Origin of the sequence: Streptomyces sp. NPDC000075 (assembly GCF_040301925.1) — a bacterium.
Lineage (GTDB): Bacteria > Actinomycetota > Actinomycetes > Streptomycetales > Streptomycetaceae > Streptomyces > Streptomyces polychromogenes.
Genome location: NZ_JBEPFL010000016.1, coordinates 167,253 through 173,936, shown reverse-complemented (window position 1 = coordinate 173,936; position 6,684 = coordinate 167,253). Strand labels below are relative to the sequence as shown.

General features: G+C 71.1%; 5 protein-coding genes. 1 reads left to right on the top strand and 4 read right to left on the bottom strand.

Annotated features, from left to right (window positions below; all coding sequences use genetic code 11):
* The 4 genes from ABT403_RS20425 to ABT403_RS20410 form a co-directional block, all read right to left on the bottom strand.
* Positions 1-1,830: type I polyketide synthase (locus ABT403_RS20425; RefSeq protein ID WP_351649471.1), on the bottom strand; the 1,830-nt coding region annotated here is incomplete at its 3' end.
* Positions 1,831-1,958: 128 nt separating this feature from the next.
* Positions 1,959-3,764, bottom strand: coding sequence for an acyl-CoA dehydrogenase (locus ABT403_RS20420; protein WP_344166693.1), 1,806 nt, complete (start codon positions 3,762-3,764; stop codon positions 1,959-1,961).
* Positions 3,765-3,824: 60 nt separating this feature from the next.
* Complete coding sequence (gene lpdA / locus ABT403_RS20415; protein ID WP_344166691.1) at positions 3,825-5,225, bottom strand: dihydrolipoyl dehydrogenase; 1,401 nt, start codon at positions 5,223-5,225, stop codon at positions 3,825-3,827.
* Positions 5,226-5,426: 201 nt separating this feature from the next.
* Positions 5,427-5,864, bottom strand: coding sequence for a substrate-binding domain-containing protein (locus ABT403_RS20410; RefSeq protein WP_344166689.1), 438 nt, complete (start codon positions 5,862-5,864; stop codon positions 5,427-5,429).
* A gap of 10 nt (positions 5,865-5,874) precedes the next feature.
* Here ABT403_RS20410 and ABT403_RS20405 point away from each other — a divergent pair, with 10 nt between their 5' ends.
* Positions 5,875-6,660 (top strand): ABC transporter ATP-binding protein, encoded by a 786-nt coding sequence (locus ABT403_RS20405; RefSeq protein WP_344166687.1) that lies wholly within the window; start codon positions 5,875-5,877, stop codon positions 6,658-6,660.
* Positions 6,661-6,684: the final 24 nt, after the last annotated feature.

The window sequence follows — 6,684 nt, the reverse complement described above, 5'->3', positions numbered from 1 at the left end:
CACCTCAAGCGCGAACAAAGCAGGCTGAGTACGACCCGTCTCATCCAGCCCCACACCCGAGGCAATCACCTCCCGCAAGGACGGATCCAGATGCGTCAGAACCTCATCGAAAGCCGCCCCGAACACCGGGAACGCCTCACCCAACTCCCCACCCATACCGGCCCGCTGAGAACCCTGACCGGTGAACAGGAACGCCAGCCGCCCCTCCGACACCGACACACCACCACGACGCCCCGCCACCAGCTCCTCCAACGCAGCCACCAGCTGGGCGGAGTCCCCGGCCGTGAGCACGGCCCGGTGCTCGAAGGCGGTCCGGGTGACGGCGAGCGAGTACGCGAGGTCGGCCGGCGCCGTCTCCGGGCCGTCCGTGACGTGGTCGAGCAGGCGGCCCGCCTGGGCCCGCAGGGCCTCTTCGGTGCGGCCGGACAGCACGTACGGCAGCTGCCGGACGTCGCCCTCGGGAGCTCCGGCGGCGGTCGGCCCGGGCGTCCCGGCCGGGGCCTCGCCGAGTACGACGTGGGCGTTGGTGCCGCCCATGCCGAAGGAGGACACACCGGCGATCAGTGGTGCGTCCGGCTCGGCGGCGTGCGGCCAGGGGCCGAGCTCGGTACGCACCCGGATGCCCAGCTCGTCGAAGGGGATGTCGGGGTTGGGCGTGGCGAAGTGGAGGCTGGCCGGCAGCTCGCGGTGGACGAGGGAGAGGACGACCTTGATGAGGCCGGTGATGCCGGCGGCGGCCTCCAGGTGGCCGACGTTGGTCTTCACGGAGCCGATGTGGAGGGGCAGCCCGGCGTCGCGCGACGGGCCGCCGAGTACGGCGCCGAGGGCGGCGGCCTCGATCGGGTCGCCGACGCGGGTGCCGGTGCCGTGCGCCTCGACGTAACGGACCAGGGCGGGGTCGACCGCGGCCCGTTCGTAGGCGAGGCGCAGGACGTCCTCCTGGCCGCTGCGGTCAGGGGTGGTGAGGCTCTGCCCGCCGCCGTCGTTGTTGACGGCGGAGCCGTGGATCACGGCGAGGACCCGGTCGCCGTCGGCGAGGGCGCTGTCGAGGCGCTTGAGGACCACGACGCCGCCGCCCTCGCCGTGGACGAAGCCGTTGGCGCGGGCGTCGAAGGCGTGGCAGCGGCCGTCCGGGGAGAGGCCGCCGAACTTGGTGGCGGCGACGAAGCAGTCCGGGACGATGTCGAGGTTGACGCCGCCGGCCAGGACCATGTCGGACTCGCCGGAGCGCAGGCTCTCGCATGCCGAGTGGACGGCGACGAGCGAGGAGGACTGACCGGTGTCGAGGGTCAGGCTGGGGCCCCGCAGGCCCAGCAGGTACGAGACGCGGTTGGCGATGACGCCGCGGTTGAGGCCGGTCAGGGTGTGGGAGCCGATGCCCTCCAGGCCCTGACGGTGCGTCAGTGTCGCGTAGGCGTCGGTCATCGCGCCGATGAAGACGCCGACCCGTCCGCCCCGCAGCGCGGCGGGGACGATGCGGGCGTGTTCGAGGGCCTCCCAGGCCAGTTCGAGGGTGAGCCTCTGCTGGGGGTCCATGGCGGCGGCCTCACGCGGCGAGATGCCGAAGAAGGCCGGGTCGAACCCGCTGACGTCGCCGAGGAAGCCGCCCCTCCTGCCGGTGGTCCGGCCCGGCGCGGCAGGGTCGCCGTCGTACAGCGCGTCGGCGTCCCAGCGCTCGGCGGGGACGTCGGTGACGGCGTCGACGCCGTCGCGCAGGAGGGTCCAGAAGGCCTCGGGGCCGTCCGCTCCGGGCAGGCGGCAGGACAGGCCGATGACGGCGATGGGCGTCGGGGTGGGGGTGTGGGCAGGGGTGGGCACGGCAGTGGGCATGGCAGTTTCTCCCTTGGCCCTGGGCGCGGGCACGGCTGAAGACGTACGGGGCTCGGGGACCGGCCGTACGCGTGCGTCATCTGCTCAGGAGGCGGCGGAGCCTTCCGAGCTGCGGGGAATCAGGGCCGTCAGGCCTGGGGGTCGGGGTACGCCACCGCGGTGTGGGCGGTCAGGGCGTGGACGTAGTCGGCCTCCGCGATGGGGGCGCCGACCACCTCGTAGGGGACGTCGAGCCCTTCGGCGAGTTCGAGGGCGTTCGGTGCGATGCGCTCACACAGCTCGTTCACGCGGTGCGGGAAGGAGCGGACCTCGTCGGCGTCGAGCAGGCCGTGGGCCAGGTACCAGCCGTCGTGGGCGGCGATCTCCTCGGCCGCGTAGAGGGCGAGGAGATCGGTCAGCGCGGCCTTGGCGGCGGGATCGGCGACGGACTCCAGCGCGGTACAGACGGTGTCGAGGACGAGGGAGAACGCGTGCGCCTCGGACAGGGCCTCGGCGAGGGCGTTGTTCTCGTTCCACATGTCGAGGGTGGACCGCCCGGCCTCGGTGGCCGTGCGCAGGGCGGTGGTGAGCTCCTGGTGCAGCAGCCGCTCGCGGGTGGCCGCCAGGGCGGTCCAGACCCCGGGGGTGAAGGCGTCGCGCTCGGCCCGGGTGGGTGCCGCGTGGGCCGGGGGCTCGTATTCGACGCCGGCGGCCAGGGTCAGGGCGCCGTCGAGCAGCATCATCTGGTTGTCGGCGGCGGCGGTGTTGAACGAGTGCGCGAGCCCCTGGTAGTCGAGGTACCGGTTGTCGGCGAAGAAGCCCAGGGCGCCGGCGGCCTGCCGGGACCGGACCGTGACGCGCTCGGCGAGCCGGTCGACGGTCACCTTCAGCAGGGAGGTGGTGCGGATCGTGCGGGCGCCGGCGACGGGCTGTTCCGGTCCGGCCACGGTCGCGGCGACGATGCCGGTGACGTACGCGGCCGCGAGGGCGCCGAACAGGGGGCGCTGCTGGTTGCGGTAGGTGATGACGGGGACGTCCGCGGCGTGGCGGCCGGAGGTGCGCCGGTGGTGGGCGTGCCGTACGGCGACCGCCGCGCTGGCGCGGCTGACGGCGGACAGGCCGACGACGGCGGCTTCCCAGGCGTGGCGGATGACGCTCAGGAGGCGGCGGGTGCGGGTGAGGGCGTCGCCCGCCGGGTCGGTGAACTCGCCGTCCGCGGTGAGTGCGGCGCCGTCGCGCAGCCAGTGGCGGAAGGGGACGCGGACGTCGTCGAAGGAGACGAGCGCGCAGTCCAGCGGCAGGATCGCGGTGGGGCGCTGCGGGGCGATGCGTACGCCGTCGCAGGGCCGGCCGTCGGCGTCACGGATGGGGACGACGAAGAAGAAGAGTCCGCGGTCGTGGCCGCCGGCCATCAGGCGGGCGCTGACGACGGCGGTCCTCGGGAACGGGGAGGACACGCCGGGCGGGAACTTGACCGCCGCCGCGTCCGGGGTGCGCAGGACGAACTCCTGGCGTTCGGCGTCGTAGACGGCCTGGGTCCGGATGTTCGCGTTGCTGTTGCCGCGGCCGACCTCGGTCATCATGAGCGAACCGATGGTGTCCATGGAGACCATGGCGCCGATGAGGTCGTCGAGGTCGTCGCGGCCGCGGCCGAAGTCCTGGATGGCACCCATGGTGGTGCAGTAGTGGAGGAACACCCCGTAGAACAGCGACGGGTCGGCGAGCGCGGCCCATTCCACCAGGGTGAAGAGGCGCTCGCGGTCCTCGAGGAGCGGTGCGCTCAGACCGAGGTTGTCGTTGATGTGCTTCAGGCGACGGTAGGTGAGGGCACAGCGTGCCGGGTCGTCGATCCCCGTGGGCCGGTCGAAGAGCGGATCGGCGAAGACCTTCTCCAGGTGCTTCGCGTGCTCCTCGTAGGCGGGTTTATGAATCAGAGACGCAAAGATGGAACGCATAGTAATCCCCCATTACTCATGCTGTGTTCTTCAGAATTTCACGTTGTCTTAACGTGGATTTCACATGTTGATCATGTGACCGGCCAGTCCGTGAATGGCTTCCTTGACGGCCTCGCCCAGCGTCGGGTGGGCGTGCACGTTTCGCGCCAATTCGGTGACCGTGAGATCCCATTGCTGGGCAAGAGTGAGTTCGGGCAGGAGTTCCGTGACCTCGGGCCCGATGAGGTGCGCGCCGAGGAGTTCTCCGTGGCGGCCGTCACTGATGATCTTAGCAAATCCGCCGGTGTCACCCAGGCCGTGCGCCTTTCCGTTCGCCATGAACGGAAATTTCGCGACCCGGACGTCGAATCCCCGCTCGCGGGCCTGCGCCTCGGTCCAGCCGAAACTGGCGATCTGGGGCTGCGTGTACGTCGCCCTGGGAATCATGACGAAGTCCAGCTCGGCCGTCTCCGCGTCCGCGATCGTCTCGGCCGCCACGATGCCCATGGCTTCCGCCGCGTGGGCCAGCATCAGCTTGGCGGTGACGTCGCCGATGGCGTAGATGTGCGGCACGGAGGTCCGGCAGCGGGCGTCGACCTCGACGGCTCCGCGCTCGGTCAGTGCCACGCCCGTGTTCTCCAGGCCGTAGCCCTCGGTCCTCGGCTGGAATCCGATGGCCTGGAGCACCTTGTCCGCTTCGAGGACCCGCTGCCGGTCGCCACTGGTGACGGTGACGCGGACCTTCTCGCCCGACTCGTCGATGCCGTCCACGCGCGTCGAGGTGAGCAGCTCGATCCCGAGCCGCTTGTACCGCTTGGCGAGTTCGGCGGAGACCTCCTCGTCCTCGAGGGGGGCGATCCGGTTCTGGAACTCGACGATCGTGACCTGCACTCCGTAGGCGCGCATGACGTACGCGAACTCGAGCCCGATGGCGCCGGCGCCCGCGATGACGATGCTCCCGGGCAGCCGGTCGGCGAGGATCTGCTCCTCGTAGGTGACCACCCGGTCGCTCAGCGAGGTTCCGGGGAGCAGTCGGGGAGTGGCACCGGTGGCGAGGATGCAGTGGCCGAAGGTCACGTCCTGGACGACGCCGTCGTTCCCCTGGACCCGCAGCCCGTGGGGGCCCGTGAAGTGCCCGCGGCCCTCGAACTGCGTGATCTTGTTCTTCTTCATCAGGTAGTGGACGCCCTTGACCCGGCCGTCCGCCACCCGGCGGCTGCGCTGGAACGCGGCGCCGTAGTCGAACGAGACCGTGCCCTCCACCGAGATCCCGAACTCCGCGGCTTCGTGGCCGAGGAGGTGGGCGAGTTCGGCATTGCGCAGGAGCGCCTTCGAGGGGATGCAGCCCACATTGAGGCAGACACCGCCCCAGTAGCGCTCCTCGACGATGGCGACACTGAGCCCGAGCTGGGCGCTGCGAATTGCCGCGACGTAACCGCCGGGCCCCGCCCCCAGGACCACAACATCAAAGTGTGAAATCACGTTTCCCCCGTGCTTGCACCTCAACGCTTGCGCCGGAGCGCAGAGCGCCACTTCAGCAAGCCTTTGATCGATCACATCCTTGCAGTATTCACGCAGCGCACGCTACGTGATCGCCGTCACATGACCCAGAGCGTCTCAAATGTCAATACCTCTGCAGTCGCCTTGAGTTGATTGCGCGGGATGATGGCCGATCCGAGTCAGTCACCGGTCTGTCGATGACGCGCCGTCGCCTTCCCCCGAAGCCCGCATGCCCCTGGCACGGGCGATCTCGGACCCCGTGCCGGAGCCGAAGAAATCGAGGACCTCGAGAGCGAGTTCCGGCTGGGAGGCTGAGGCCGGTACGCCTCCACTGAAGGTCGAGCTGATGGCGGTGTCACCCGGCAGCGGTCCGGCGATGACGACGCCCGGCAGGTCCATCAGCTCGCTGTGCTGCTGGAACGCCAAGTCGGCCCGGCCGCAGGGCAGCAGGCTGCCGGCCGGCACGCCCGGCGGTGCCTGGACGAGCCGGCCGGCGAGCGCGGCGGTGAGCCCCAGCCGGCCGATCAGCTCGACCAGGGCCGTTCCGCTGGGACCGGTGGAGTAGGCGATGCTCCGCGCCGCTTCCAGGGCGGACCGCAGCGCGGATTCCGAGTCGAGCACCGGACACGCTGTGACGGCCTCAGAGGGACTGGTCGTCGAGGGACTGCGGAAGCGGTACGGGGACCACACGGCGGTCGACGGCGTGTCCTTCTCCCTGGCGCCCGGGACCTGTCTCGCGATCGTCGGGGAGTCCGGCAGCGGCAAGACCACCACGGTCCGGATGCTCGTCGGCCTGGAGCGCCCGGACGGCGGGACCGTCCGCCTGGACGGCCGGGACCGCTCCACGCTGCCCCGGCGGCGGGCGGAACGGCTGGCCAGGGCCCGGGAGATCCAGATGGTCTTCCAGGACCCGTACCTCTCGCTCGATCCCCGGGTGAGCGTCTCCGGATGCCTGGACGAGGTGCTGCGCCTCCACACGGATCTCGACGCGGCCGGCCGCGGCACCCGGGTCACCCGGCTCCTGGACCAGGTCGGCCTCGGCACACGCGAGGCCGCCGCCCTCCCCCGCGACCTGTCGGGCGGCCAGCGGCAGCGCGTGGCGATCGCCCGGGCCCTCGCCGTGGAGCCCCGGGTCCTCGTCCTCGACGAGGCCGTCGCCGCGCTCGACGTGTCGATCCAGGCGCAGATCATCGAGCTCCTGGGTCAGATCCGCAGCACATCGGACATCAGCTACCTGTTCGTCACGCACGACCTGGCGGTGGTCCGGCACATCGCCGACGAGGTCCTCGTGCTCAAGTCCGGTCAGGTCGTGGAGACGGGCCCGACCTCGCGGGTCCTGGAGGCCCCGGAGCATCCGTACACCCGCCTCCTCCTGTCCTCGGTACCCCGCCGCGGCCGCTTCCCCACAACCCGGTGACCACGACCACGCCGGCCCCCGGGG